The following is a 24,697-nucleotide window of genomic DNA, read 5'->3' on the forward strand; positions in this document are numbered from 1 at the left end:
CGGTCCTACATGGCACCTTGCTGAAGGCCTGTTTGGGCGCCCCGTAGAATCCGCCGCCATGCAAGCATCCCCCGGCAGTGAGACCGCCCGCCTTCCCCTGACTCGCCGGCTGGCGCGCCTCATGACCTGGTTCGGCGGCTCACGCCATTGGTGGGCCGTCGGGATCGTCGGCGCCCTGATGGCCGCCATTACCGAGCCCTTGATGGCGGCCCTTCTCAAGCCGCTGCTCGACCGCGGATTCAACCGCGGCCAGTTGGCGCTTTGGATGGTGCCCGCTGCCGTGCTGCTGCTGTTTGCGGTGCGCGGCATTGCGCAGTTCATTTCCCAATATGCGCTCTCGCGCATCGCCAACGAAGGCATGCAGCGGCTGAGGCGCGTGTTGTTCCAGCGGCTGCTCGGGGCCGAACTGGCCTTGTTCTCGCGGCAATCGGCCAGTGCGCTTTCCAACACCGTGGTGTACGAGGTCCAGACCGGCTCCATGCTGCTGGTGCAGGCGCTGCTCGGGCTTTCGCGCGACGGTTTCACGCTGGTTGCGCTGCTCGCCTACCTGGTCTACTTGAACTGGAAGCTCACGCTCATCGTCGCCTTCCTGGTGCCGAGCATCTCGTGGATCATGAAGGTGTTCTCCAAGCGCCTCTATCGCCTGACGCAGCAAGGCCAGCAAGCAACCGACGAGCTGGCTTATGTGGTGGAAGAAAACGTGCTCGCGCACCGCATGGTGCGGCTGCACGGCGCCGAAGAAGCGCAAGGCGAACGCTTCGAGCAGTTGAGCCAGCGCCTGAATCGGCTGGCCGTGAAGTCGACCATTGCGCAGGCTGCCACCACGCCGCTCACGCAGATGATGGCCTCGCTTGCGCTGTCGGTGGTGGTGATGATTGCGCTCTGGCAAAGCGGCGAGCAAGGCCTCACGGTGGGCGGTTTCGTGGCCTACATCACCGCCATGCTGATGCTGATTGCGCCCATCCGCCGCCTCGCGGACATGGCCGCGCCGATCACTCGCGGCCTGGCCGCCCTCGAGCGCGGCCTGGTGCTGATCGACGACGTGTCCCCCGAGCCGCAAGGCAGCTTCCGCATCGAACGGGCGCAAGGCCGCATCGAGTTGCGCGATGCGGTGGTCAGCTACCGCGGTGAAGACGAAGCCCGTGCGCTCGACGGCGTGAGCCTTGCCATCGAGCCCGGGCAAGTGGTGGCTTTCGTCGGCCCCTCAGGCTCGGGCAAGACCACGCTGGTCAACCTGTTGCCGCGCTTCGTGCTGCCGAGCGGCGGGCAGGTGCTGCTCGACGGGCACGACACCGCCGAATGGGAGCTCAAGAGCCTGCGCGCGCAGTTCGCCATGGTGAGCCAGGACGTGGTGATGCTCAACGACACGCTGGCCGCCAACGTGGCGCTGGGCTCCGAAATCGATCGCGACCGGGTGCAGCAGTGCATAGAGGCGGCGAACCTGTCCAGCCATGTGGAGAGCCTGCCACAGGGCATCGACACCGTGCTCGGCCACAACGCCACGCAGCTTTCGGGCGGCCAGCGGCAGCGCCTGGCCATTGCGCGCGCGCTCTACAAGAACGCGCCCATCCTGTTGCTCGACGAAGCCACCTCCGCGCTCGACACCGAATCGGAGCGGCTGGTGCAGGACGCTCTGCAGCGGCTGATGCAAAACCGCACCACGCTGATCGTGGCGCACCGGCTCTCGACCATCCAGCATGCCGACCGCATCATCGTGATGGAAAAAGGCCGCATTGCCGAGCAAGGCAGCCATGAACAGCTGATGGCGCTCGACGGGCTCTATGCGCGCCTGCAGACGCTGGCCGTGCGCAGTGCAACGCCGGGGCAAGACCCGACGCTCTGAACCGAGGCCTTCGGGTCAGAGCAATACGATGTCGTATTGCCCTTGTCCGATGGCGGGCTCGGCCTGCAATGAAATCGGCTTGCCGATGAAGTCGCTCAAGCCCGCCAGATGCTGGCTTTCTTCATCGAGAAAGAGTTCGATCACCTGCGGCGACGAGACGATGCGGAATTCGCGTGGCGTGAACTGCCGCGCCTCGCGCAATATCTCTCGCATCACGTCGTAGGCCACGCTGCGCGCCGTCTTCACGATGCCTTGCCCGCCGCACGCCGCGCATGGCTCGCACAGCATATGCGCCAGCGATTCGCGCGTGCGCTTTCGCGTCATCTCGACCAGCCCGAGCTGCGAGAAGCCGCCGGCGGTGGTCTTGACGCGGTCGCGCGCAAGCTGCTTGCGAAACTCGGCCAGCACCTGCTCGCGGTGGTCGTCGCGCCCCATGTCGATGAAGTCGACAATGATGATTCCGCCCAGGTTGCGCAGCCGCAGTTGCCGCGCAATCGCCTGCGCCGCTTCGAGGTTGGTCTTGAAAATGGTGTCGTCGAAGTTGCGCGCGCCGACGAAGCCGCCGGTGTTCACGTCCACCGTCGTGAGCGCCTCGGTCTGGTCCACCACGAGGTAGCCGCCCGACTTGAGATCGACCCGCCGACCCAGTGCTTTCGCAATTTCCTCGTCGACCGAATAGAGATCGAAGATCGGCCGCTCGCCCTTGTAATGCTGCAGCTTGCCGGCCGCCTGCGGCATGTATTCGAGCCCGAACTTGAGCAGCACCTCGAACTGCTCGCGCGAGTCGATGCGGATGGTCTGCGTGTCTTCGCTCGTCATGTCGCGCAGTACGCGCTGCAGCAGGCTCAAGTCCTGGTGCAGCAGCGACATGGGCGGCACCTTGCCCGATGCCTCGCGAATGCGCGACCAGGTCTTGCGCAGGTAGGCAATGTCTTCGGCCAGTTCGGCATCGGACGAATCTTCGCCATTGGTGCGCAGGATGAAGCCGCCCGTGTTGGCCGGCACCACGCCGCCGCTGTCGGCCGCCGCGGCAGCCTCTATCAGCGCCAGCATGCGGGCGCGCAACGATTCGCGCTGGTCCGAAGGAATTTTTTGCGAAACGCCGATGTGGTTGTCCTGCGGCAGAAACACCAGCAGCCGGCCCGCAATGCTGATCTGCGTCGACAACCGCGCGCCCTTGGTGCCGATCGGGTCCTTGATCACCTGCACCAGCAGCGACTGGCCTTCGAACACCTGCTTCTCGATGGGCACCATCGGCCCGCCGTTGCGATGGTCGCGGTCAGGCGCCGGCGCGCTCGGCCGCGAGCCCGGCGTGAACGGCGCCACGATGTCGGCCACATGCAGGAAGGCCGTGCGCTCCAGGCCGATGTCGATGAAGGCCGACTGCATGCCCGGCAGCACGCGCGAAACCTTGCCCAGGTAGATGTTGCCGACCAGCCCGCGCTCCAGCGTGCGCTCGATGTGCAGCTCTTGCACGGCGCCGTGCTCGACCAGCGCCACACGGGTCTCTTGCGGGGACCAGTTGATCAGGATGTCTTGCATGGAGTTCTCAGGTATTGAAACCGGCGCTGCGAAGAAGCTGCGCGGTCTCGAACATCGGGAGTCCCATGATGCCCGAATAGGACCCGCTGATGTGTTCGATGAACGCAGCCGCCGCCCCTTGAATTGCATAGGCGCCTGCCTTGCCGAGCGGCTCGCCGCTTGCGGCATAGCGCGCGATCTGCTTCTTGCCGATGGCCGCGAAGCGCACGCGCGAAACGCTGAGCGCCGCATGGCGGCGGCGGCCGTGCTGCAGCGCTACGGCCGTCAGCACGCGGTGGGTGCTGCCGGACAGGAGCGCGAGCATGCGCTCGGCATCGCGTGCGTCGTCGGGCTTGCCGAGGATGGTGCGGCCGAGCGCGACCGTGGTGTCTGCGCAGAGCACCGGCGCATCGGCCAGGCCGAGGCGCTTGCGCCGCGCAACGGCGGCATCGAGCTTGAGCGCCGTGACGCGCTGCACATAGGCAGTGGGCGATTCGTTGGGCAACGCCGCTTCGAGCGATTCGGCGTTTTCGTCAGGGCCGGCAAGCAGCAGTTCGTGGCGAACGCCAAGTTGGCCGAGCAGTTGGGCACGGCGCGGGCTCTGCGACGCGAGATAGATGAAGTCTGGTGTCATTCCCGGTGGTACGGATGGCCCGCGTTGACGGACCAGGCCCGGTACAGCTGCTCGACCAGCAGCACGCGCGCCATGGCGTGCGGCAGGGTCAGGTCGGACAAGCGAATGCGTTCATGCGCCGCGGCCTTGAAAGCCGGGTCGAGCCCGTCGGGCCCGCCGATGACGAGCGCCACATCGTCGCCCTCGCCTTGCCAGCTTTGCAGGCGCGCGGCCAGTGCCTTGGTGGTGAGCGCGGTGCCGCGCTCGTCGAGCACCACGATGCGCATGCCCCTGGCAATGGCGCCTTCGATGCGCTCGCGTTCGGCGGCGTAAAGCGTTTCGAGCGACTTGGAGCCGCGGGGTTCGGTCTTGACCGCGCGCAGCTCAAGCTTGAGTTCCGGCGGGAAGCGCTTGGCGTAGTCGTCCCAGGCAGTCTGCGCCCAGTCGGGCATGCGCTGCCCGACGGCGACCACCAGGAGCTTCATGCGCGGCGCGCTGGCGCCTTCTTGGCAGGCGCCTTCTTTGCCGCGGGCTTCTTCGCGGCGGGCTTGCCGACGACCTTGACCGGCACGCGCGCGGTCGTGGTCTTCTTGGCGGGCGCCTTCTTGGCGGCGGTTTTCTTCGCCGGGCTCCGGCTGGCCTTCTCGGCCTTGGCTTCCTGCTCGGCCGCGCGGATGGCGGTCTTGGCCGCGCTGGTGCGGCGCAGGTTCGGCATCTTGGCGGCGACGGGCTTCTTCTCCTCGGTCACCTTGGCGGCGGTTGCAAGGGCCGGCTTGGTGCCGCCGAGCTTGGCGCGCACGGGCTTGTCGCCCCAGATCTCTTCGAGGTGGTAGTACTGGCGGATGGCGGGCTGCATGATGTGCGCCACGGCCGCGCCGCAGTCCACGATGATCCACTCGCCGTTGTCCTCGCCCTCGATGCGCGGCTTGCCGAAGCCGGCCTCGCGCACCGCGTCGCGAACACTCGCGGCCAGCGCCTTGGTCTGGCGGTTGGAGGTGCCCGAGGCAACGATCACGCGCTCGAACAGCGGCGAAAGATGCTCTGTGTCGAAAACCTGAATGTCCTGCGCCTTGACGTCTTCGAGTCCATCGATGATGGCTCGCTGGAGTTTCTGGGTGTCTTTCTTGGCGGCGGCTTCAGTGGTCATCAGGCAGGGCGGTAAAGGTGGTGTTGGTCAATATAGCGTGCAACGGCGGGCGGAACCAGCGAGGAAATGTCCTCGCCAAGCGCCGCGCGCCGCCGGATTTCGGTGGCGCTGGTGTCCATGGCCGGCAATTCGAGCGCTTCGAAACGTGCGCCAGCGGGAAGGCCGGGCAGCATTTTCGGATCAAAACGAGCAATGCCGCCCGTCGATAGTGCGCGATACGCTACAGAAACAATAGCAATGCCGAGTATAGCCTGCCAGCCATGCCATGTGGGCAAGGCGGTGGCCTGGTCGGCGCCCATGATCAAGACCAGTTGCGCACCGGGTTGTTCATTCCGCAACTCATGCAGGGTATCGAGCGTGTAGGTGGGGCCGTCGCGCAACACTTCGCGGCTGTCGACCACCACGGTGCCCGCGAGCCCTGCAAATGCCAGCCGCGCCATCGCAAGACGGTCTTGCGCCGGCGTGAGCGTGCGGCTCTTGTGCCAGGCCTGGCCGGTGGGAATGACGTACAGTTCGGCCAGGCCAAGCTGCGAAAGCGCTGCTTCGGCCAAGGCCACGTGGGCGTTGTGAGGCGGATCGAATGCGCCGCCGAACACGCCGATGCGCGGAGCGCCGGAAAAACTCACAACCAGTCGCGCCGCACGATGAAGTCGCTGTACAGCGCGGCTTCGGGGCTGCCCGGTTCGGGTTGCTGGCGATAGGCCCAGCTCGCAAGCGGCGGCATCGACAGCAGGATCGATTCGGTGCGTCCCCCCGATTGCAGCCCGAAATGCGTGCCGCGGTCCCACACCAGGTTGAACTCGACGTACCGCCCGCGCCGATAGAGTTGGAACGCCCGCTCGCGCTCGCCCCACGGGGTGCCGCGGCGCCGCTCGACGATCGGCAGGTAGGCCGGCAGAAAACCGTCACCCACGGAACGCAGCATGGCAAAACCGTTCTCGAAGCCGTCTTCGGCAAAGTCGTCGAAAAAGATGCCGCCGATGCCGCGCTGCTCATTGCGGTGCTTCAGAAAGAAATACTCGTCGCACCACGTCTTGAAGCGCGGGTATTTGTCGTCGCCGAATGCAGCGAGCGAATCGCGGCATGCGGTGTGAAAGTGCACCGCGTCTTCCTCGAAGCCGTAGCAAGGCGTCAGGTCCATGCCCCCGCCGAACCAGCACACCGGGTCCTTGCTTTCGGGCAATGCGGCCAGCATGCGCACGTTCATGTGAACGATGGGTACGTAAGGGTTGCGCGGATGGAACACCAGCGAAACGCCCATGGCTTCGAAGGGAGCGCCAGCAAGTTCAGGCCTGTTCTGCGTGGCCGATGGAGGCAGCCTGGGCCCGCGCACCTGCGAGAAACCGCAGCCCGCGCGCTCGAACAGATCTCCGCCTTCGAGAATGCAGGTAAGGCCGTGGCCCTGCAGGCTTTCTCCGGGTTCCTTTTGCCAGGCATCGCGCGTGCAGGCGCCGCCGTCCGCCGCTTCTACCGCTTCGACGATCTGCTGCTGGAGGCCGCGCAGGTAGTCGCCGACCGCCGCCGGATTGGTCTGCTGCATCAAGCCTGCGGGTTGTTGCGCGCGTGAACCGCGCGGTACCCGATGTCCTTGCGGTACTGCGCGCCGTCGAAGTTGATGCGCGCCGCCACTTCATAAGCCCGCTGCTGCGCGAGCTTCACGCTGTCCGCCAATACGGTGACGCAAAGCACGCGGCCACCGCTGGTCTTCAGTTCGCCGTCTTGCTGCGTGGTGCCGGCATGGAACACCACGGCATCGGGCGCCTCGGCCGGAATGCCCGTGATGCGGTCGCCCTTGCGCGGCGACAGCGGGTAGCCGTGCGCCGCCATCACCACACCCAGCGCCACGCGCCGATCCCATTGCAGCTCGACCTGGTCGAGCGTGCCGTCGGTCGCGTGCCAGAACACTTCGAACAGGTCGGACTTGAGCCGCATCATGATCGGCTGCGTCTCGGGGTCGCCCATGCGGCAGTTGAACTCGAGCGTCTTGGGGTGGCCCGACGGATCGATCATGAGGCCGGCGTAGAGAAAGCCGGTGTACGGAATGCCGTCTTTTTCCATGCCGCGGATCGTCGGCAGGATGATCTCGCGCATGGCACGCGCGTGCACCTCGGCCGTGACCACGGGCGCGGGCGAATAGGCGCCCATGCCGCCGGTGTTGGGCCCTTCGTCGTTGTCGAGCAGGCGCTTGTGGTCCTGGCTGGTGGCCAGCGCGGTCACGTTCTTGCCGTCGCACAGCACGATGAAGCTGGCTTCCTCGCCCTGCAGGAATTCTTCGATGACGACGCGCGCGCCGCCGTCGTTGTGGGACACGCCGAACTTGTTGTCGACCAGCATGAAGTCGACCGCCTCGTGGGCTTCCTGCGCCGTCATGGCCACCACCACGCCCTTGCCCGCGGCCAGGCCGTCGGCCTTGACGACGATGGGCGCGCCCTTGGCATCGATGTACGCGTGGGCCGCGGCCGCATCGGTAAAGGCTTCGTACTCGGCCGTGGGAATCTTGTGGCGCTTCATGAACGCCTTCGAAAACGCCTTGGAGCTTTCGAGCTGCGCCGCGGCCTGCGTGGGGCCGAAGATGCGCAGGCCGTGCGCGCGGAATTCATCCACCACGCCGGCAGCCAATGGCGCCTCGGGGCCGACCACGGTCAGAGCGATCTTTTCCTTCATGGCCCACTCGCGCAGCGCGGCGGGCTCGGTGATGTCGATGCAGTCGTAGCGCTCGTCGCTCACGGTGCCACCGTTGCCCGGCGCCACATACACGCGGCTGACCCGGTTGGCCTGCGCCAGGCGCCACGCCAAGGCGTGTTCGCGGCCCCCTCCTCCAATTACCAGTACCTTCATTCGCAGGCCTTCATTCGCTGTATGTCGTTCATTCGGAAAGCGCTGCGTTGTGATAGACCTCCTGGACATCGTCCAGGTCTTCGAGCACATCGAGCAGCTTCTGCATCTTGGCCGCGTCTTCGCCGGTTATTTCGACGGTGTTTTCAGGCCGCATGGTGACCTCGGCCACCTCGGGCTTCAACCCGGCGGCTTCCAGCGCGTTCTTCACGGCTTCAAAGTCCCCGACGGCGGTGAGCACCTCGATGGCGCCGTCGTCGTCGGTCACCACGTCTTCGGCGCCGGCTTCGAGCGCGAGCTCCATCACCTTGTCTTCATCGGTGCCGGGCGCAAAGATGATCTGGCCGCAGTGCTTGAATTGAAAGGCCACCGAGCCTTCGGTGCCCATGTTGCCGCCGTGCTTGGAAAATGCGTGGCGCACTTCGGCCACGGTACGCACGCGGTTGTCGGTCATGGTGTCGACGATGATTGCCGCGCCGCCAATTCCGTACCCCTCGTAACGAATTTCTTCGTAATTCACGCCTTCGAGGTTGCCGGTGGCCTTGTCGATGTTGCGCTTGACGGTGTCGATCGGCAGGTTGACGGCCTTGGCTTTTTCCACCGCCAGCCGCAACCGGGGGTTAGCACTGAGGTCGCCACCGCCAGTGCGGGCGGCCACCGTGATTTCGCGAATGGCGCGCGTCCAGAGCTTGCCGCGCTTCTCGTCCTGGCGGCCCTTCCGGTGCTGAATATTTGCCCATTTGCTATGTCCGGCCATGACTTCTTTCTCGCAATCCTGTGTTTTCAAAGCAGGCTCCGAGTTTACTGTCCGGCGCACACAACGGCCCGGGCGGCGGCGCCAAAGCGGCCAGGTCTTTTGGTGATAATCCTTCGATGACGCCATCGCCTTCTGTTGCTCCCGGGAATCCGGCCATCCTGCCGCCGCACACCCCCTTGCCCCTGTATTACAAGAACGAGGCGGAGCACCAGGCATTCCTGCGCCGCATCTTCGACAGCACCGCCGCCGACTACGACCGCATCGAAAGCGTGCTCGCCTTCGGCACTGGTCCGGCATACCGGCGGGCCGCGCTGACGCAGGCCGGCCTCGTTGCGGGCGCGCAGGTGCTCGACGTCGGCATCGGCACCGGGCTGGTCGCGCGCGAGGCGCTCAAGATCATCGGCCCGACGGGCAAGCTGGTGGGCGTCGATCCCAGCGTGGGAATGATGGAACAGATCAATCTGCCGGGCGTGGAACTGGTTCCGGGCGTGGCGGAATCGCTGCCCCGGCCCGATGCCAGCTGCGACTTCGTGAGCATGGGCTACGCCATGCGCCACATCAGCGACGTGGCTGCCGCGTTCAGCGAGTTCCACCGCGTGCTGCGCCCCGGCGGACGCCTGGTGGTGCTCGAAATCACCAAGCCGCAGGGCCGCATCGCCACCGCCCTGCTCAAGGGCTACATGCGCGCTGTGGTGCCGTTGATTGCCCGCGTCGTCGGCCGCCGCAGCAACACCTCGGAGCTGTGGCGCTACTACTGGGACACCATCGAAGCCTGCATTCCGCCCGAGCGCGTGCTGGAGGCATTGCGCGCCGCGGGGTTCACCGAAGTGCGGCGGCATGCGAGCCTGGGCGTTTTTTCCGAATACATGGCCCGCAAGCCAGAAAACACCGTCGAGGCCGGCTGACGTGCGAGTACAGGGCGAAATTTCTCATCTGCGCGTCGAGCGCCTTTCACTGTCCGACAGCCTTGCGCTGACCGCCAACGGCACCGCGCCTTTTGCGGCGCTCGGCTACGGCACGCCGCACGGGCTGGCATGGATGCCGACCGTCAACGCGCGTGTGCTTTCCCCGCAGGGCGCCATGGCCGACGTGTGGCACGTGAACGGCGGGCAGGTCCAATCGGGCACCACCGGCATCGCACGCTGGCGCAGCAACGGCCACTGGCTGCTCGGCGCCATCGACATCGACGAATCCGCGGAAAAACAGAACCTCGCCGAAATCGCGCACAGCGCCTACCGCGACCTCTTCAAGACGCTCGACCACGCCGCCACGCCGCACCTGCTGCGCATCTGGAACTACCTGCCGCAGATCAATGCCGACGGCGGCGGGCTGGAGCGATACCGCCAGTTCAACCTCGGTCGGCAAGAAGCGTTTTTCGAGGCCGGCCGCGCTGCCTTCGAAGGCGCCCCTGCGGCGTGTGCGCTGGGCATTCACCAGGGCGCGTTGTCCATTCGGTTCCTGGCCGGGCAAACGGCGCCCGTGCCGGTCGAGAATCCGCGCCAGGTTTCGGCCTACCGCTATCCCGAAACCTACGGCCCGCGCTCGCCCACCTTTTCGCGCGCCGCGCTGGCGGATGTCGGCAATGGCGACGTGGCGCTTTTCATCTCGGGCACCGCGAGCATCGTGGGCCACGAAACCGTTCACCAGGGAGACGTGCTGGAGCAAACGCGCGAAACGCTGCGCAACCTCGAGGCGGTGATCGCGGCGGCCAACAGCCAGGTCACGGCCACGTTTTCGCTCGCCATGCTCGACTGCGTGGTTTATGTGCGCCGTCCGGCCGACACCGACGCGGTGCGCAGCGTGCTCGAGAACGCGCTGGGCGCCGACGCGCCGATGATTCGCCATGCGGTCTACCTGGAGGCGGACATCTGCCGCAGCGACCTGCTGGTGGAGATCGAAGCCCATGCCGTCGCGCCGGGTTGCCTGCGGGCCTGACCCGTTGTTGCGATTCGACCGGACCGACGAGATGTCGATGACCCGCGTGCTGCGCATTCTCACGACCATTCCGCTCGCGTTGATGCTCTACGCGCTGCTGCTGTTTCTGGGCCTGATTTCGCTGGCCTGGAACTTCGTCGCCATGCTGCTTTATCCGGTGATGCCGGAGGCACCCGCACGCAAGCTGGGCCGCCTGACCATCGCCCTTGCCTACCGCATGTTCTGGGGCCTGGCCTCGGTGACCGGGATGATGCGCATCGATGCGAGCTGCCTCGACCCGATGCGCAGCGAGCCCGGCGTGATCTTCGTTGCCAACCACCCCACGATGCTCGATGCGCTGTTGCTGGTGGCGCGGCTGCCGCGCAGCGCCTGCATCATGAAGGCCGACCTGCTGCGCAACATCTTTCTTGGCGCGGGTGCGCGTCTTGCGCGCTACATCAGCAACGAATCGGCGCGCACCATGGTGCGCCTGGCCGTGGCAGACCTCCGCAACGGCGGGCAGCTGGTCATTTTTCCGGAAGGCACGCGCACGGTAACGCCGCCGCTCAATCCCTTCGGACACGGCGTGACACTGATTGCCAAGCTCGCGCAGGCACCCATCCAGACCGTGTTCATCGAAACCGATTCGCCGTACCTCAGCAAAGGCTGGCCGCTGTGGCGCGTGCCGCCGCTGCCCATTGTCTTCAAGCTGCGGCTGGGCGAGCGGTTTGCGCCCTTGCAGGACAGCCACGTGCTGCAATCGGAGCTGGAACAATATTTTCGCCAAAACATGGAACAGCGCGCCACCGACGCGTTCCCCGCATGCCAGACGCCTCGCGCACACACCTTGTCCTGATCCCCAGCTACAACACGGGCGAACGCCTGTTTTCGACCGTCGAAGCGGCGCGCGCCCAATGGAACCCCGTGTGGGTGGTGGTGGACGGCAGCACGGACGGCACCGGCGAGCGCCTGCAGCAAATGGCCGCCAGCGACCCGGGCCTGCGCGTTTGGCTGCTGCCGCACAACCGGGGCAAGGGCGCGGCCGTGCTGCATGGCCTGCGCGCGGCACGCGAGGCCGGCTTCACGCATGCGCTGACCATGGATTCCGACGGCCAGCACCCGGCCGACCTGATTCCCTCTTTCATGACCGCATCGCAGGCGCGGCCTGAAACCATGGTGCTCGGGCGCCCGGTGTTCGATGCCTCCGCCCCGCTGCTGCGCGTGCGCGGAAGGCGCGTGTCCAACGGCTGGACCCAGCTCGAAACCCTGTTCGCCGGCGTCGGCGATTCGCTCTACGGATTTCGCGTGTACCCGGTGGCCGACCTGATCGCCGTGATGGCGCGGCAGCCGTGGATGCGCCGCTTCGACTTCGACACCGAAGCGGTCGTGCGGCTGGCCTGGCGCGGCGTCAAGCCCGTGAACATCGATGCGCCGGTGAAATACCTGACCGCCGAGGAAGGCGGGGTTTCGCACTTCCGCTATGGGCGCGACAACGTGCTGCTGACGTGGATGCACACGCGGCTGATGGTCGAGTTCGTCTTGCGGCTGCCCGCGCTGCTGTGGCGCAAGGCGCGGCGCTTGCCGCCCTTTCAGCCCTGACGAACACGGGCGGTTAAATCATTCCGCCGTTGATCGAAATCACCTGCCCTGTGATGTAGGCCGCCTCGTCGCTGGCCAGGAACGAAGCCAGCGCCGCCACTTCCTGCGGCGTTCCGGCGCGCTTCATCGGGACCATCTGGTTGACCATGGCGGGGTCGAAGGTTGCGTCGGCCATGGGCGACGCGATGATGCCCGGCGCAATGGCGTTGACCGTGACACCGCGCGACGCCACTTCGAGCGACAACGCCTTGGTCGCACTGTTGAGCGCACCCTTGGCGGCGGCATAGTTGACCTGTCCGCGGTTGCCGGTCAGCGCCGAGACGGACGAGATATTGAGCACGCGGCCCCAACGCGTGCGCATCATCGGCAGCAGCAGCGGCTGCGTCACGCGAAAGAAGCCGTTGAGCGAAATGTCGATGACCTTGTGCCACTGCTCGGCGCGCATGCCGGGCAGCACTGCGTCGTCGTGCACGCCGGCGTTGTTCACGACGATCTGGATCGCCCCGTCTTCGAGCATGCGCTCGCACGCCACGCGGCAGGCTTCATCACTCCGCAAATCGAACACATGGCACTCGGCCTTGCCGCCCGCGGCCGCAATCGTGGCCGCCAACTGCTCCACCGCTTCGGGACGCGAGTTGGCGTGCAGCAGCACCGTTGCGCCGTCGCGCGCCAGGCGCTCGGCCATGGCGGCGCCCAATGCGCCGCTGGCACCGGTGATCAGTGCGCGTTTTCCTTCAAGACTCATGAGGTGGTCGCTCCGGTTACCAGCGGCGTGTTCAGCACCACCACGGCGCGGCCTTCGGCCAGCATGAGGCCGTCGCTGTCCTTCACCGCGAATTCATAGAGGATCTGGTTCGTGTCGCCCGAGAGGCGCCGTGCCTGCACCTGCAGCGCGCCGGCAACGTCGTCGAGCCGCGCGACCGAGAAGCGCGCGTTGCGCGCGCTCGCCAGAAAGCCGGCCGACGGCGTGCTTCCTTCGGCGGCCAGCAGACCGCCGTGCAGCGCCATCGCCTGCGCGGCGTATTCGATGGCACTGGGCGCGAGCAGGCCGCCCGCGGTGCGCAGCGGATTGTCCGGCTGCCCATGGGTGCGGGTGCTGCAGTGGATGGACTCGGCGTCCCAGCGGTCGAGGCGGTCGAGCAGGCACATGCTGCCGCTGTGCGGAATGCGCTGCGCAATACCCGCACGGTCGAGCGTTTGGGGGGCCGTTGTCACGCGGAAGGCTCCAGGTCGGCCACCAGCAGCACGTTGGCAAAGGGCGTGCCTTCGCTCATGGGCATGCTCTGCACGCTGAAACCCAGCCGCTGCAGCCCCGCGATCCAATCGGCCAGCGGACGGCCCCAGGTAGGCGACACCTTGTGGCCGCGGATGCGCGTTACCGTGCGGTCGACCCACTGGCTGATGGCAAAGCCGCGCTTGCTCGATGCATCGCCCACGCGCAGCAGCAGCCGTGCGTTCGGGTTGCCGCCGCGCTGCAATGCATCGCGCACGCGCTGCAGAACGCCGTCCTGCGCCTCGATGTTCACGTAGTGCAGCACGTCGAGGATCACGACCAGGTCGCAGTCCGGCAGCGCCGCCGAGCACATGTCGGCGCAGACCAGCTTCGGTGCCGGTTGCAGGTGGCCGATGGAGGCCTCGGCACGTGCCACGTCCTTGGGCATCAGCTCGATGCCGGTGTATTCGGCCGCCGCCGGCGTCGGCTTCCACGAAGCCGGCCAGCGGCCCCGTGCCTGCATCTGGCTCATCGATGCGAGCAGGCTCGCGAAGAGCCCCTGCCCGCAGCCGATGTCGACCACGCGGCGATGCTCCGCGCCGATCAAGCCGCGCTCGAGCAGACCGCGAAACACCGGGTCGCGCCCCAGCTTGCCGCGCGCGAAGTGCCAGGCAAAGCTGCCGCCCTTCTTGTAGGGAACGGTGGCGGCCTCATGCAGTTCGCGCCATGCGCTATCGGTCGTGCCGGTCGAAGAAGGCAGCACCGCGCTCATCGCTTCAGGCCCTCGGGCAAGGTGACGGCGCTGAGGCCTTCGGCGCGCAGGCGTTCGAGCAACAAGGGCAATACCTCCAACAACACTGGGTTTCCTTCAGGGGTGCGCGCGGCGTTGCCGTCGTGCAGAAGCAGGATGTCGCGCGCCTGCAGGTTGCGGGCAAGGCGCGCCATGACCTTGGCGGGATCGCCTTCGCGCGTGTCGAAGCCCCGGCGGGTCCAGCTCACGAGCGAAAGGCGGAGGCGGTGCAGCACCGGCTCGAGGAACGGGTTGCGCAGGCCGGCCGGTGCACGGAAACAGGTCGGGCGCTGGCCCGTGATTTCCGTCAGGATTTCTTGCGCCCGTGCGATCTCGCTCGCAAAGCCGCGCGGCCCGAGAAAAGAAAAATTGTGCCGATGCCGCGCGGTGTGGTTCTGAATGCTGTGGCCCCGTGCCACGATCTCGCGCGCGAGCGCCGGATGCGCAAGCACGCGCTCGGCAATGCAGAAGAAGGTGGCACGCTGGCCATGCACGTCCAGCAGGTCGAGCACCCGGGGCGTGACCTCGGGCTCGGGGCCGTCGTCGACGGTGATGGCCACTTCGCGCCGGGCGCCGGCCGCCTCGGGCAGGCGCGTGACGTTGGGCCCCAGAAGACTGCTGCGCGGCGTGAGCCCCGCGCCGGTGATGAGCGCATGGTTCAGCACGACGGCGCCGATGGCCCAGGGCATCGCCCCCGGCACCAGCGCGCCCGCGCCAATGGCGACCACGTGCACGGCCGCGCTCGCGCGAATGGCCGGCGGCCAGGGCCACGATTCAGACGGTGCGGTGGATGCGGATGACATGGCGTGGGATTTTCCCATCAGCCGCGCGTGGGCGGCGGCGCCATCCGGCTCGCGAAGGCGGCCGAGAGCAGCAGCGCCAGCAGGGCACCCGGCGCAACCACGCGGCCGATCGACGACAGCGCCGGAATGTCCGAAATCGCGATCAGCCCGAAAGACACCACGGTGGTCACGTTGGCCAGCATCAGCGAGGCCAGCGTGTCTTCGTCGGCCCGGCCCGCCACGCGCAACTGGTCGAAGAACAGCGCGTAGTTGGAGCCGACCGCGACGATCAGCAGCAGCCCCACCAGGTGCAGGATGCCCAGCGGCACCTGCAGCACGGCCATGCCGCCGAGCGTGAGCACCACCGCAACCACCAGCGGCTGGCACACCGCGAGCAGGCGCTTGCCCGAACGCAGGTAGATGCCGAGCAGCACCACCACGGCCAATGCGCCGAGCAGTACCTGCACGAAGGCCTCGTGCAGGTAGCGCTGATAGAGCCCGGCGAGTTCGCGGCCCACGTCGACCACCTGTACTTCAGGCGCACCGGCGAGCGCCGCTTCGAGCCGCCCTGCATCGAACTTCGGGCCCGGATGCAGAACCAGCAGCGTCGACCAGCCGCCGCCCGGGCGCTGGTACATGAGCGTGTTGACGACCGAACCGAGCGGGCCGTCCTTCAGGTCGGCGCGCCGCACGGGCGCCAGCTTGCGCGCGGCTTCGACTTCGACCAGGAAGGGGCCGAGGCGCGTGGCGGGCAACGGCGACCCTTGCGTGGCCTCGGCCAGCCGGGTTCGCAGGGTCTCGCCGTCCGGCAGGCTGGCCAGGCGCGCCGTCTGGGTCGCCACGCTCGGGAGCACGCGCGTCACGGTTTCGAAGCCGCCGAGCTCTCCCTTGTCGACCAGCGCCTCGAGCCGTGCCGCGGCCGCCTCGGTATTGCGCAGCGCAGCCTCTTCGTCGGCACCGTAGACCACGACCAGCGTGCTGCCGTCGCCGGTACCGATGTCTGCGCGCAGCATTTCGTCGAGCTGCTGGGCCGACTTGGGCACCGGGCTCATCGCGCCAAGGTCGGCGCGCCAGAGATGGCCGCCCTGCCAGATGACCAGCCCCAGCGCCGCGACGCCGAGCCCCGCCAGCACCCAGCGCAGTCGCGGCAGGCCGCGAACCAGCAGGCCGGCGCCGCGCGCCATGTACTTGCGCATGCCCATGCCGGTGGCGCCGTCCGGCGCGAGCATGGGCAACGCATAGCGCGTGGCGAGTGCGGCGGCCACAAGCCCCGCAATCGAGAAAACGCCCAGTTGCGCGAGGCCTGGAAAGCCAGAGAACACCAGCGCCGCAAACCCGCACACCGACGTGAGCAGCCCGAGCCGCACAGTAGGCCAATGCACGTCGCGCCACCTTGCCCAGCCGGTGCCGGCCACGGCCGCGCCGCGCGCCTGAATGAGGTAGTAGATCGCGTAGTCGACCGTCTCGCCGATCAGCGTGCTGCCAAAGCCCAGCGTCATGCCGTGCACGGAGCCGAACACCACGCTCACCGCGGCGGTGCCGATGACCACGCCCGTGGCCACGGGCAAAAACGCGATGACCAGCGCGCGCGGCGAGGCGAACGCCAGCAGCAGCAACCCGCCCATCACGATGCCGCCCACGATCGCAAGGTGAATCGCTTCGGTCTTGATCTTGTCTCGGCTCAGCACCGAGAACACCGGCGGGCCGCTGAGCAGCAGCTTGGGCCCGGCCTCACCCATGCCGCGCGTTGCAGCATCGAAGGTCGCATGCACGCGCGCAATGGCCGCGGCCTGTGCGTCGAGGTCGCTGCCCGCGGCGCGCGTGGTGGCGATCATGAGCGCGCGCGGCGCGGTGCGCGACATCCACACGCCGCCCTCGGTACGCGGCGCGCTGGCCGGCGCCAGGTCCACGGCAATGCGCTGCGTTTCTCCGGTGGGGTCGCGATCGAGCAAGGGCTTGATCACGTTGCCGGCCGGCGTGCCCAGCATCGACAACGTTTCGTTGATTGCGTCGCGCAATCCATCGACCGTGAACTGCTCGGGCCTGACGCCCGGCGAGAGCTGGTAGCGGTGCTCGAAGACCCAGGTTCCGGCTTCGGTCCAGTCGCCGGTGTCGCCGTTCTGGATCAGGTCGAACAGCTTGCTTTCGCGCATGGCCTTGGCCACAGCGCGGGACACCGCGGCACGCTGCTCCACGCTGACGCCGCCCTCGATGCCGAGCAGCAGCGTGCGCGAGGCCACACCGCTTTGCAGTTGCTCGATGAGCACCTGCTGCCGCACGTCGGGGCTCTTGGGCAGGAAAGCCGAAAGGTCGGCGCTGAATTGCGTACGCGCGATCTGCAGCCCGCCGCCGATCAGGACCAGCGCCCACACCAGCAGCACCAACGCGCGGCGCTGCCAGCTCGGCGGGCCTGCCGCGGTCTCGCGCCCGGTCACGGCGTGGTGCGCCCGGCAGCGCCCGCTGGCGCAGAGGGAGCCACGGGAGCGGCGCCCGCGCGCTCGGGCGTGATGTTCATTACCGAGCGGTCGCCGCCGACGAATTCCATTTCGAGGCCCAGCACTTCGCTGGCGCGGCCCGAGATGCGGATGCTGCGCATCTGCGCCGCCAGGCGGCTGTCGATGGGCGTGAGGTCGAGCGTCCAGTTGCTGGCCGAGCCGCCCACGGTGCTGCGGAAATAGCGCTGCAGCGTGGTGCCGTCGCCCGTCAGCGTGCCGCGCATGGCTTCGACCAAGCCGAGCAGCTCGGGCATGCTGTCGAGAGTGAGCGTGCGGTTGCGGCCACCGCGCGAGAGCGTGAGCGTGTTGCCTTCGACCGCCATGGTTTCGACGCGCGGCGAGAGAGTGCGCCGCACCAGCTTGTCGGGCGCCTCGAAGCTCAGCGTGCCGCGCGCGTCGAGCGGGCCTTCCAGGCCGTGCACGAAGCGCTGCTCGGTGAAACGGGCCTCCCCGCTTTTCTGCTTCGAGAGCAGGCCCATCAGCTCGGGCAGGTCGAAAGCCCACGCCGGCGCGGCGCAGCAGGCCAGTGCCAGCAGCAGGCTCCTGCAAAGCCAGTCAAACCGAATCTTCGAGCCAGAAATCATGAAAATTGAACCAGTTGTAGGGGTAGGCGCGGCACAGCGCTTCAAGGTGCGCCACGTAGGCTTCGACTGCCGCGCGGATGCGGCGTTCCCGCTCGGCGGGGTCGGATGCGCGTTCGCTGAAGTCGGCCAGCAGGTCGAACTGGACATCGTAGCGCGCACCGCCGCCGTAGAGGCCGGCCATGAAGAACACCTTGCGCCGCAGCAGCGCCGCGAGGCGAAACGGGCCGTCGTCGAAGCTCGCCGGCTGGCCCAGGAACGGCAGCACGATGGTGCTGCCGCGCTGCTGCGCAGGCTGGTCCTCGCTGCCCGGCAAGGTGCGGTCGACGAGCATGCCGCCGAGTCCGCCGTTGTCGAGCCAGTCGCGCAGCGCGAGCATCGAATGCGGCCGGCCCAGCGCGATCACGTGAGGCCGCAGTCCGGGCAGGCTGATGGCGTTGAGAATGGCGGTGATGCGCTGCGCGTTGTCGGGGTACATCAGCATCGCCAGGCGCAGGTCGTGCTTGTGCTCGCTCTTGTGCTTGCAGGCGCCCAGCGCCTCGAAGCTGCCGACGTGCGCGCCCATCAGAAAGGCGCCGCGGCCTTTCAGCGCCTCGGCTTCGAGCGGAAGGTTACCCTTGACCCTCACGTCGAACAGATCCATGCGCCCGCGAAGGAAATACACGCGGTCGAGCACCGTCGACGCGAAGGCGTGCAGCAGACGATAGCCGTCGGTCCATCCGGCGTGCGGCCCGATGGCCCTGAACAGGTAGCGCTTGATGTGGCGGCGCGGCGCGGGCGCAAACAAGAGAAAGTACAGGCTGATCGGCGGCAGCAGCAGCCGCGTGACGTGGCGCCCGCAAACCAGCGCCATCATGCAGATGAAGCGCAGGGCCAGCATGTTGCTGCGCTCCGGGGCACGCGCCCAGTCGCCGCGCTGCCCCGTCTGCGACGCCTCTTTCACGGCGTGCGTCTCGGCTTCGGTGTGCTTCATCACGCGGAGCCTGGCGCCGCGGTCCAGCGGCCGGTGACAGCCACCACGCCGTCGCAGCGCACGTCGAAACGCACGCCGCGCGCGGCGCCCGCCTCGGGTTGCAGTTCGATGGAGAGCATGCCCCCCGGCCGCACCGGCGCAAGAAATTTGGCAGCCGCGAGCGTGGGATGGGCGCCCAGGCGAGCAACCAGCGCCGGCACCCGCTGCACGGCCTCCATGACCTCGGCCAGTATCAGCGCGCCCGGGAGCAGCGGCTGACCGGGAAAGTGGCCCGCAAAGGCCGGGTGGTCAACGGGCACCGCATGGGCAAACTCCACCGGGGTGTCGTCTCCCGCAAGCTGCGCAAGCGCGAATTCGCGCAGCGCGCGCACGGTGAGCTTGCCGGTGCCTTCGCGCGGAAAAGCCTTGACCTGCACCACCCGCCGCGGAACAAACACCGGCTCCAGCCGCTGCCGCAGCGCCGCGATGATTTCGCCGCCCGAGAGCGTGGGCGCCACCACAAAAGCCACGGGGCGCACCACGCCGTCGGCCACTTCGTCGGGGAGCCAGAACGCGCCGTCTTCAACGCCGGCGATGCTGTTGAGGTGATAGTTCAGATGCGCAAGCGAACTGCGGCGCCCGGCCACGTGAATCAGGTCGTTGGCCCGGCCGAACAGCCGGAAGCGGCGCGCATCGAGCAGTTCGAGCACGTCGGCCATGGGCGTGGGCTCGGGCAGGAAGTCGCCGCTGAAGATAAAGCGCTCGGGTCCGTCGGCCTCGCCTGGCTCGGCATGCACGCGAATGTTGCCGAAGTTCTCCCAGACCTCGCTTTGCGTGGTGCGGCGGGTGGCGACCTGGCCGGATTCGGTGCTGCCGTAGATTTCGATCAGCACGCCGCCGAGCGCCTGCTCGGCCTGGGCTGCCAGTTGCGGCGAAAGCGGCGCGGTGGCCGAAAGAATCAGGTCGACCGGCGGCAACTCGATGCCCGAGAGCAGCAGCGTCTTCAAGTGGAAAGGCGTGGTGACCAGCGCACGGGGGCGCGGCACCGAGGCCAGCGTTTTCACCACGTCGGCCGGAAAGAACGGCCTTCCGCTTTCGAACGCGGCACCGCCCAACATGGCCAGTAGCACCGACGATTCCAGCCCGTAGCTGTGCTGAACCGGCACGGTCGCGACCAGCGTCAGGCCCGCAAGCGATGGCCGCCCGAGCAGGCTGGCAAGCCGCTCCACCGCCACCGCGACGTCACCGACCAGTGTTTCCCACCGCTTGGCGTGCGGCTGGGGCACGCCGGTCGAGCCGGAGGTCAGCAGGCTCACGGCATGCATGCCGCTGCTCACGGCCGGCACCTCGAGGCCGGCGCCGCCTTCGGGGCTGGACCGGTCTTCGATCAGCACGCGCGGCATGCCGGGGGTGGCCAGGCCGACATCGTCGGTCAGCGCGAAGAGATTCGACCCACCGGAGTCGAGCAGCCGCGCGAGCGTGTCGGGCCGGGCGTCGGGCGGCAAGAGGCTCGCATGGCCGCGCACCAGCGCAGCCGCCAGGCTGACGGCAAAGGCGTAGCGGTCGACGCACAGGTTGACGGCCTTGCCCTCTGCGGGGAGCACCGGCGCGAACCGGGCCACGTCGGCCAGGAACTGGCGCGTGCTCACCGGCACGCCGGCGCGCCAGGCCAGGGGCGCGTCGAGGTCCCGGTTGGTGATGAGCGGCAGCAGGCGGGTTTCGGCGGTCACGCGGGGCCCTGCTTTACCGGCTGCCCGTGCCGTTGTCGATGGGCGACGTTCCCTGGAAGGCGCGCACCGCATCGATGAGCCGCGTGCGCTCGAATTCGGGGTGCAGGCGGTAGCGCACCAGGTGCTCGCCCACGAAAAGAAGCGTCACCGAAAGCGGTGTCAGCACATTGGCAAGCAGCGACCAGGCCGAGAAAGGCAGGCTCAGGTACACCACGATCGACGACACGACCACGAGCGCGAAATACGCGGTCCAGATGCGCGTGAGCTGCGTGGTGTAGGCCAGCATGTGGCCCTTGAGCGGATGCACGCGCTGGGCAAACTGGGTGATCAGCGGCAGGCCGGGCCCGCGCAGCGAAGCGCCGAACCAGCCGCACAAGAGGCCGTTGATGGCCACATGCTGGAACACATAAAGCCGGTTGGTATCGCCCGCCTCACCCAGGAACACGAGCGCAAAGCCTGCAATGCCGAGCAGCATGGCGGCAATGAAGCCCCATCGGCCGAGCTTGCTGGCGGCAAAACCCATGGCGGCCAGCCAGAGCGGGCCGAGCAAGACCACCACCGCCCACGGTTCGGTGGGGTGGAACAGCATCATCCAGTGAGAGAGCCCGGCATAGGCCACTCCCACCAGCAGCAGGAGCGCCAGTCGCCATCGAGACATGGATCAGGAGGCGCTGCGGTGCTGGGCGACGTGGGTCGCGAGCGTGCGCAGCGACTGGAAGATCTGCTGGTTGCGTTCGTCGTCCGAGCGCAGCTGGAAGCCGTAGCGCCGGGACACTTCGAGCGCAACCTCGAGGATGTCGATGGAATCGAGGCCCAGGCCTTCGCCGTAAAGCGGGTCGGTCGGCACGATGTCTTCGGGGGCGACTTCCAGATTGAGCGCGTTCACGAGCAAGACGGCCAACTCTTTTTCAATCGGCGACTGTTCAGGTGAATCGCCAACGGCGGGAATGGGGGGCTGAGCAGTCGATGACAAAAAAACCTCCTGAAACTTTTTCCGTAACTACCTCGGGGGCCGTGGATTATAGGAGCGCCGCTTGATTAGACTGCCCGCTTCGATACGACCCGGAGCCCTCAATGGCCGACCCCCTCCTGATAGCCCGCCACGACACGACCGAGTGCGCCCTGCTCCCCAGCCTGGCCAACCGCCACGGCCTGATCACCGGCGCCACCGGCACCGGCAAGACGGTCACCCTGCAGACCATGGCTGAAAAGCTCTCGAGCATCGGCGTTCCGGTGTTCATGGCCGACGTCAAGGGCGACCTCACCGGCATGAGCCAGAAAGGCAGCATCGGCGAAAAGATGGCCGCCACCTTGAAGGAACGCGGCATCGAGCTGCCCGAACCGGCCGCCTGCCCCGTCACCCTGTGGGACGTGTTCGGCGAACAGGGCCACCCGGTGCGGGCCACGGTGTCCGACATGGGCCCGCTGCTCCTGGGCCGCATGCTCGACGTGAACGAAACCCAGGCCGGCGTGCTGAACCTGGTATTCAAGATCGCGGACGACAACGGCCTGCTGCTGCTCGACCTGAAGGACCTGCGCGCCATGCTGCAGTACGTGGGCGAGAACGGAGGCCAGTTCACCACCGAATACGGCAACATCAGCGCGGCCAGCGTGGGCGCCATCCAGCGCGGCCTGCTGCAGATCGAAACCCAGGGCGGCGACAAGTTCTTCGGCGAGCCGATGCTCAATATTGCCGACTTCATGCAGACCGTGGGCGGCAAGGGCGTGGTCAACATCCTGGCCGCCGACAAGCTCATGAACTCGCCGCGGCTCTACGCCACGTTCCTGCTCTGGATGCTGTCTGAATTGTTCGAGCAGTTGCCCGAAATCGGCGACCCCGACCAGCCCAAGCTGGCCTTCTTCTTCGACGAAGCCCACCTGCTCTTCAACGAAGCGCCCAAGGCGCTGGTCGAACGCATAGAGCTCGTGGTGCGGCTGGTGCGCTCCAAGGGCGTGGGTGTTTATTTCGTCACGCAGAACCCGCTCGACATTCCCGATTCGGTGCTGGCCCAGTTGGGCAACCGCGTCCAGCATGCGCTTCGTGCGTTTACCCCGCGCGACCAGAAGGCCGTAAAGGCCACGGCCACCACCATGCGCCAGAAGCCGGGCCTGGACATCGAAACCGCCATCACCGAGCTTGCCGTGGGCGAGGCGCTGGTGAGTTTTCTCGACGCCAAGGGCCGGCCGAGCGTGACGGAACGCGTGTTCGTGGTGCCGCCGGGCAGCCAGATCGGCCCTGTCACTGCCGCGCAGCGCCAGGCGGTGATCGCCAATTCGCTTGTCGCCGGCGTCTACGAGAAGACGGTGGACCGTGAATCGGCCTACGAGAAGCTCAAGGGCCGCGCCGAAACCGCGCCCGATGCACCGGCGGCCAAGCCGGGCGCCAAGGGGGCGGCCGAATCTTCCGAGGGCAGCAGCAGCATGCTCAACGACCTGCTCTTTGGCAGCACCGGCCCGCGCGGCGGCAAGCGCGACGGCCTGGTGCAGACGATGGCCAAGTCGGCGGTGCGCACCATGGGCACTTCGGTCGGCAAGGAAATCTTGCGCGGCGTTCTGGGCGGCATCTTCGGGGCCAAGAAGCGCTGAAGCCGAGCCGGGCCGGGCCCTGGTCCGGCCGGCGCGATCTACCAGCGCAGCAAACTACCAGCGCAGCAGACGCGGCCCCAGCACTGCACCCAGCACCACCGGCACCGCAATGCCGCTGATGTACCAGACCGCAAGGAACGGTGCCGTCAGTTCCATGCAGTGCAGCGCGTACACGGCGGCACCCACCCCGCCCGCCAGCCCGCCGGCCGCCGCGCCCGCCAAGGCCGGCCGCGTGGGCGCCAGCCCCCTCAACGCCACCAGCGCCGCCGCAAAGACGGGCAGCGCCATGAGTCCGATGCTGACCGCGCAGATGCGCCACGACTCGCCCATGAGCAGCGGCATGCGTTCTTCGGGCGGGGCGTTGAACCACGACATGGCCGCCAGCACCCACACCACCAGCACCGGCACGGCAATGCCGATCCAGGCGCGCCGCACCGGAACGCCCGGGCGCGCGAGGCGCTGCACCGCCACGAAGGCCGCCGCCGCAATGCACAGCGGAAACAGCACCTTGACCCAGAACATCGGCCAGAACATGGCCTGCACCAGATCGCGGCGAACACCGTACTCGGTGAGCAGGATGGCGAACGACAGCGGTACGCCGGCCAGCACGGCAAGCGCCAGGCGCCGCCCGGCGGCGCGGCGCGGCGTGGGCACGGCGCCGTTGGCCAGCATGGCCACGAGATCGTCGGTTTTCATGGCGTCTTGCTCCTGAGTCTGGCCGCGAGCGCCTTGAGGCCGCGGTGAATGCCGACCTTCACGGCCGATTCCGACATGCCGGTCAGGCTCGCCGTCTCGGCCACCGAAAGGCCTTCGAGCTTCACGTGCACGATGGGCAGGCGCTGGCGCTCCGGCAGGGTCTGCAGCAGGCCGCCGATATCGCGTCGCGCATCGCTGGCGTCGATGGCCGATTCGGCGAACACGGCAAGGTCATCGTCCAGCGGGTCATGCAGCGCTTCGCGTGCCGACTTGGCGCGCAGCAGGTCGATCATCTTGTAGCGCGCAATCGCATGCACCCAGGCCGTCAGCGGCTGGTCGCTCTGGTAGGTATGGCGCTGGTTGTGCATGGCGAGCAGGCATTCCTGGACAAGGTCTTCCACTTCGTCGGGCCAGCCGAAAAGGCGCTTGCCCAGAAAAGCGCGCAAATGCGCGCTGAGTTTTTGCAGGAATTCTCGGTAAGCCGCTGCGTCGCCGGCAAGGCCCCGCAGGAACAGGCTCCGCAGCGCCGCCTCGGCGTCGCTCATTCGCGTCCTGCTGTCCATAGTGTTTCGTGCCATCGGACCGGCTGGTTACAGCCCGTTCAAGAAAAAGGTTCCGCCGGATTGTGCCGTTACGCGGCGGA

Annotated in this window: 26 protein-coding genes; 6 read left to right on the forward strand and 20 right to left on the reverse strand. The window is 67.4% G+C overall.

Translation table 11 applies throughout. The features are described 5' to 3' along the window. Positions 1-58: 58 nt before the first annotated feature. A complete protein-coding gene (gene msbA / locus EJI00_RS03210; RefSeq protein WP_126746018.1) occupies positions 59-1,843 on the forward strand; it encodes a lipid A export permease/ATP-binding protein MsbA in 1,785 nt (594 codons plus the stop codon). Between the two features lie 15 nt (positions 1,844-1,858). Here the strand turns inward: msbA and rng are convergent, their stop codons facing one another. Genes rng through EJI00_RS03250 form a run of 8 tightly spaced genes read right to left on the reverse strand, consistent with a single transcriptional unit; the run spans position 1,859 to position 8,716 of the window. Beyond that, positions 1,859-3,385, reverse strand: coding sequence for a ribonuclease G (gene rng / locus EJI00_RS03215; RefSeq protein ID WP_126746019.1), 1,527 nt, complete (start codon positions 3,383-3,385; stop codon positions 1,859-1,861). Positions 3,386-3,392: 7 nt separating this feature from the next. Continuing rightward, a complete protein-coding gene (locus EJI00_RS03220) occupies positions 3,393-3,998 on the reverse strand; it encodes a Maf family protein (RefSeq protein ID WP_126746020.1) in 606 nt (201 codons plus the stop codon). Continuing rightward, the gene (rlmH, locus tag EJI00_RS03225; protein ID WP_081270496.1) at positions 3,995-4,462 is read right to left on the reverse strand and encodes a 23S rRNA (pseudouridine(1915)-N(3))-methyltransferase RlmH; all 468 of its coding nucleotides are present in this window, start codon (positions 4,460-4,462) and stop codon (positions 3,995-3,997) included. The genes EJI00_RS03220 and rlmH overlap by 4 nt, the downstream gene beginning before the upstream one ends. Next, on the reverse strand, positions 4,459-5,124 hold the full coding sequence (gene rsfS / locus EJI00_RS03230) for a ribosome silencing factor (protein ID WP_126746021.1): 666 nt from the start codon (positions 5,122-5,124) through the stop codon (positions 4,459-4,461). Before rsfS ends, rlmH begins: the two co-directional genes overlap by 4 nt. Further along, complete coding sequence (gene nadD / locus EJI00_RS03235; RefSeq protein ID WP_126746022.1) at positions 5,124-5,750, reverse strand: nicotinate (nicotinamide) nucleotide adenylyltransferase; 627 nt, start codon at positions 5,748-5,750, stop codon at positions 5,124-5,126. Before nadD ends, rsfS begins: the two co-directional genes overlap by 1 nt. Then, positions 5,747-6,664, reverse strand: a complete 918-nt coding sequence (hemF, locus tag EJI00_RS03240; RefSeq protein ID WP_126746023.1) for an oxygen-dependent coproporphyrinogen oxidase — start codon at positions 6,662-6,664, stop codon at positions 5,747-5,749. The genes nadD and hemF overlap by 4 nt, the downstream gene beginning before the upstream one ends. Beyond that, the gene (purD, locus tag EJI00_RS03245) at positions 6,664-7,962 is read right to left on the reverse strand and encodes a phosphoribosylamine--glycine ligase (RefSeq protein WP_126746024.1); all 1,299 of its coding nucleotides are present in this window, start codon (positions 7,960-7,962) and stop codon (positions 6,664-6,666) included. Before purD ends, hemF begins: the two co-directional genes overlap by 1 nt. Before the next feature lie 28 nt (positions 7,963-7,990). After that, positions 7,991-8,716: a YebC/PmpR family DNA-binding transcriptional regulator gene (locus EJI00_RS03250; protein ID WP_126746025.1), complete on the reverse strand. Its 726-nt coding sequence runs from the start codon at positions 8,714-8,716 to the stop codon at positions 7,991-7,993. 116 nt (positions 8,717-8,832) lie between these two features. On the opposite strand from EJI00_RS03250, the gene EJI00_RS03255 reads away from it, so the two are divergent. The 4 genes from EJI00_RS03255 to EJI00_RS03270 are packed head-to-tail and all read left to right on the forward strand — an operon-like array spanning position 8,833 to position 12,229. Further along, positions 8,833-9,621 (forward strand): class I SAM-dependent methyltransferase, encoded by a 789-nt coding sequence (locus EJI00_RS03255; RefSeq protein ID WP_126746026.1) that lies wholly within the window; start codon positions 8,833-8,835, stop codon positions 9,619-9,621. Position 9,622: 1 nt separating this feature from the next. Further along, positions 9,623-10,651, forward strand: coding sequence for a Rid family hydrolase (locus EJI00_RS03260; protein ID WP_126746027.1), 1,029 nt, complete (start codon positions 9,623-9,625; stop codon positions 10,649-10,651). Positions 10,652-10,682: 31 nt separating this feature from the next. Continuing rightward, complete coding sequence (locus tag EJI00_RS03265) at positions 10,683-11,486, forward strand: 1-acyl-sn-glycerol-3-phosphate acyltransferase (protein WP_260590437.1); 804 nt, start codon at positions 10,683-10,685, stop codon at positions 11,484-11,486. After that, the gene (locus tag EJI00_RS03270; protein ID WP_126746028.1) at positions 11,453-12,229 is read left to right on the forward strand and encodes a glycosyltransferase family 2 protein; all 777 of its coding nucleotides are present in this window, start codon (positions 11,453-11,455) and stop codon (positions 12,227-12,229) included. The genes EJI00_RS03265 and EJI00_RS03270 overlap by 34 nt, the downstream gene beginning before the upstream one ends. A 13-nt stretch (positions 12,230-12,242) precedes the next feature. Here EJI00_RS03270 and fabG read toward each other — a convergent pair whose 3' ends face one another. Genes fabG through EJI00_RS03320 form a run of 10 tightly spaced genes read right to left on the reverse strand, consistent with a single transcriptional unit; the run spans position 12,243 to position 21,745 of the window. Continuing rightward, on the reverse strand, positions 12,243-12,974 hold the full coding sequence (gene fabG / locus EJI00_RS03275) for a 3-oxoacyl-ACP reductase FabG (protein ID WP_126746029.1): 732 nt from the start codon (positions 12,972-12,974) through the stop codon (positions 12,243-12,245). After that, entirely contained in the window at positions 12,971-13,444 is a 474-nt protein-coding gene (locus EJI00_RS03280; RefSeq protein WP_126746030.1) for a hydroxymyristoyl-ACP dehydratase, read from the reverse strand. The genes fabG and EJI00_RS03280 overlap by 4 nt, the downstream gene beginning before the upstream one ends. Next, complete coding sequence (locus EJI00_RS03285; protein WP_126746031.1) at positions 13,441-14,214, reverse strand: class I SAM-dependent methyltransferase; 774 nt, start codon at positions 14,212-14,214, stop codon at positions 13,441-13,443. The genes EJI00_RS03280 and EJI00_RS03285 overlap by 4 nt, the downstream gene beginning before the upstream one ends. Further along, positions 14,211-15,053 carry a polysaccharide deacetylase family protein gene (locus EJI00_RS03290; RefSeq protein ID WP_126746032.1) on the reverse strand — a complete coding sequence of 281 codons (843 nt, stop codon included), beginning with the start codon at positions 15,051-15,053 and terminating at the stop codon, positions 14,211-14,213. The genes EJI00_RS03285 and EJI00_RS03290 overlap by 4 nt, the downstream gene beginning before the upstream one ends. Beyond that, the gene (locus EJI00_RS03295) at positions 15,053-17,449 is read right to left on the reverse strand and encodes an MMPL family transporter (protein WP_126746033.1); all 2,397 of its coding nucleotides are present in this window, start codon (positions 17,447-17,449) and stop codon (positions 15,053-15,055) included. Before EJI00_RS03295 ends, EJI00_RS03290 begins: the two co-directional genes overlap by 1 nt. Next, a complete protein-coding gene (locus EJI00_RS03300) occupies positions 17,446-18,093 on the reverse strand; it encodes a LolA-related protein (RefSeq protein ID WP_126746034.1) in 648 nt (215 codons plus the stop codon). The genes EJI00_RS03295 and EJI00_RS03300 overlap by 4 nt, the downstream gene beginning before the upstream one ends. Beyond that, positions 18,065-19,063, reverse strand: coding sequence for an acyl-CoA synthetase (locus tag EJI00_RS03305; RefSeq protein ID WP_126746035.1), 999 nt, complete (start codon positions 19,061-19,063; stop codon positions 18,065-18,067). Before EJI00_RS03305 ends, EJI00_RS03300 begins: the two co-directional genes overlap by 29 nt. Next, the gene (locus tag EJI00_RS03310; protein ID WP_126746036.1) at positions 19,063-20,772 is read right to left on the reverse strand and encodes an AMP-binding protein; all 1,710 of its coding nucleotides are present in this window, start codon (positions 20,770-20,772) and stop codon (positions 19,063-19,065) included. Before EJI00_RS03310 ends, EJI00_RS03305 begins: the two co-directional genes overlap by 1 nt. Before the next feature lie 13 nt (positions 20,773-20,785). Continuing rightward, positions 20,786-21,430, reverse strand: a complete 645-nt coding sequence (locus tag EJI00_RS03315; protein ID WP_126746037.1) for a hypothetical protein — start codon at positions 21,428-21,430, stop codon at positions 20,786-20,788. Between the two features lie 3 nt (positions 21,431-21,433). Further along, the gene (locus tag EJI00_RS03320) at positions 21,434-21,745 is read right to left on the reverse strand and encodes a phosphopantetheine-binding protein (RefSeq protein WP_055796895.1); all 312 of its coding nucleotides are present in this window, start codon (positions 21,743-21,745) and stop codon (positions 21,434-21,436) included. A gap of 101 nt (positions 21,746-21,846) precedes the next feature. On the opposite strand from EJI00_RS03320, the gene EJI00_RS03325 reads away from it, so the two are divergent. Next, a complete protein-coding gene (locus EJI00_RS03325; RefSeq protein ID WP_126746038.1) occupies positions 21,847-23,358 on the forward strand; it encodes a helicase HerA-like domain-containing protein in 1,512 nt (503 codons plus the stop codon). A 54-nt stretch (positions 23,359-23,412) separates the two neighbouring features. Here the strand turns inward: EJI00_RS03325 and EJI00_RS03330 are convergent, their stop codons facing one another. Together EJI00_RS03330 and EJI00_RS03335 are read right to left on the reverse strand one after the other, a co-directional pair. Continuing rightward, a complete protein-coding gene (locus tag EJI00_RS03330; protein ID WP_126746039.1) occupies positions 23,413-24,054 on the reverse strand; it encodes an NrsF family protein in 642 nt (213 codons plus the stop codon). Next, positions 24,051-24,632, reverse strand: a complete 582-nt coding sequence (locus EJI00_RS03335) for a sigma-70 family RNA polymerase sigma factor (RefSeq protein ID WP_409514003.1) — start codon at positions 24,630-24,632, stop codon at positions 24,051-24,053. The genes EJI00_RS03330 and EJI00_RS03335 overlap by 4 nt, the downstream gene beginning before the upstream one ends. Between the last annotated feature and the right edge of the window lie 65 nt (positions 24,633-24,697).

Origin of the sequence: Variovorax sp. DXTD-1, from assembly GCF_003984625.1 — a bacterium.
Taxonomy (GTDB): Bacteria; Pseudomonadota; Gammaproteobacteria; order Burkholderiales; family Burkholderiaceae_C; genus Variovorax.